This is a genomic window from Segatella maculosa DSM 19339 = JCM 15638 (assembly GCF_000382385.1).
Lineage (GTDB): Bacteria > Bacteroidota > Bacteroidia > Bacteroidales > Bacteroidaceae > Prevotella > Prevotella maculosa.
Map to the genome: position 1 here is coordinate 1 of NZ_KB908371.1, position 1,956 is coordinate 1,956.

Annotated in this window: 2 protein-coding genes; both read right to left on the reverse strand. The window is 43.7% G+C overall.

From position 1 onward, the window contains the following. Nucleotides 1-317: 317 nt before the first annotated feature. Entirely contained in the window at nucleotides 318-752 is a 435-nt protein-coding gene (locus H164_RS0114220; protein WP_019969242.1) for a DUF3408 domain-containing protein, read from the reverse strand. Between the two features lie 2 nt (nucleotides 753-754). After that, nucleotides 755-1,729: a toprim domain-containing protein gene (locus tag H164_RS0114225; protein WP_019969243.1), complete on the reverse strand. Its 975-nt coding sequence runs from the start codon at nucleotides 1,727-1,729 to the stop codon at nucleotides 755-757. Nucleotides 1,730-1,956: the final 227 nt, after the last annotated feature.

Here is a 1,956-nt window from a genome sequence, read left to right on the forward strand (position 1 = left end):
CGATGAGAACGGAGTGATTACGGTCTTATCTCCCCGACAATCGAACGAGGGGAGCAAGAGCAGTTTGTGGGTACAAACTGACGTCTTGCAATGTCTGTGATAAAACCATTTACGCACGAGGCGTTTTGCAGCCGAAAAGTGAATGCCGTGCATTCTATGACTAACTGCATTCGTGGCATTCTCATAGAGAACTAAGTCGAAGAAGAAAAGGTAGACCCTTTTAGCAAAAAAGGTAGACCTTTTTGCTCGAAAAGGTAGACCTATTTTGAAGAAAGGGTAGACCTTTTTCCAGAAAACCGTCTACCTTTTCTTACGGCTTACTGTCTTCTCCATTTCTCTATGTCTTCACCATATTCCTCCAGATGCTGACGCACGATGTTCTCAACGAAGCTTGAAAGGTTGCTGCCCCTGTCGCCTAACCTACGCACAATAAAGTCGGCACGTTCCTGTGTCTCCCTGCTCAGATAGACAGCTTTACGGTTGTTTAACTTGGTCGGCACAAGATAGGCTCGCTTGTAGGCTTCGAGTGTTTTCTTTCTCATCTTGGCACTGATACGTTTCTGAACGGTTACGTTCTCAGTATTCCGTGCAGGCTCGGAGTGCATGGTATTCTCTGTGTCCAGCTTATTTGTTGGTTTTTCTCTTTCAGGAACCACAGTCGCTTCTTGTGAAGTAGATTCGTTCTCTGTTTCATCTTCCACACCCAAGAACCATGAAAGGTCTTTGTCGCTCATCATAGTTTCCTTTTCCATTTCTATTTCATTTTAAGTTTGACTTGTTTTGATTTCTTGTTTTGTCCTGTAATTGATATGTGTGTCTGTTCCTGCGCTTTCTGTTTCTGCTGCTCACGGACACAGCTGACATGATATTCATTGAGATCCTTGAAGTCTTTGTAATGTATGTTCATGTCCTCAACATGGAAGCCTGCCTTTATGAAATCTTGAACAGCCCTCCGTCCTGCTTCATCATTGTCAAGGAAGGCACGGATATGGGGCAGGTGTCGGTCATTCAAATAGCGGATAGTCCTTGCTACGTTGCTCACGGAGTTCATCACAAGGCAGTGGTTGGTAATCTCTTCTTTCATTGAAAGGAAGGAGAGGAAGTCCATGAAGCCTTCAAAGATACATACAGGTTCCGCTCTATCCGTGAATATCGGAGTAATGTCTTTCGGGGCTATCGTTCCCTTGAACGTCTTGTCGTCCCGAAGCTCATAGCCGCCAGAGAGATTGGCAAAGCCGATGGCTTGATAGTGCCTGCCTCTTACCTCATAGCTGATACATTTGAGGAAAGGCATAGCCTTTTCCAAATCAATACAGCGTTCCTTCGTAAGATAATCCTGTAAATGTGGTGGCAGGGTGTCTGATATTTCTATCAGTCTCCTTGCTCCATTTACAGCCATCGCAGGCTGGGGATTATTTGGCACGAAGTCATTAAGAAAATTATATGTGCCATTATCGGGAGCGTTCTGCCCCAAACGACGGATGGCTTCAGATAGCGTGCATCCCTCCATACGCATACAGAGGTCGATTATGCTTCCGCCCCTACCTTCGCCATAATCTATCCAAAGGTTCTTTTCCGTGTCCACTTTGAAACTCGGATGCGTTTCCTCCCTGAGCGGTGAACGGTACATGACATAGGTAGGTGTTTTGCGGACAGGTTTGATACCTTTCCTTTCGAGATACTCCACAATGGGGTATCGCTTGATAAGTGATAAATCTTCTTCTTTCATTGTTTTGATACATTAATGGGTTGAATGATAATTATTTATGTTTGTCTGTTTTATGGTTTTACCTTTTCCAAAGTTTTTCCCCTCCAAACTTTTTCATCTTTCTTCTTACTACATACTATTCTGTGATAAGTGATTGATAATCAGTATGACTTTGTAGTATAAGACAATACTACACATTCTACTACATTTGGCTACTACAAGTTTGAAGGAGCGGGCATGGCAAGATT

Bases quoted from the DNA above. Each gene is read 5' to 3' on its own strand.
- H164_RS0114225 (WP_019969243.1), bottom strand. From the start codon at position 1,729: ATGAAAGAAGAAGATTTATCACTTATCAAGCGATACCCCATTGTGGAG.
- H164_RS0114220 (WP_019969242.1), bottom strand. From the start codon at position 752: ATGGAAAAGGAAACTATGATGAGCGACAAAGACCTTTCATGGTTCTTG.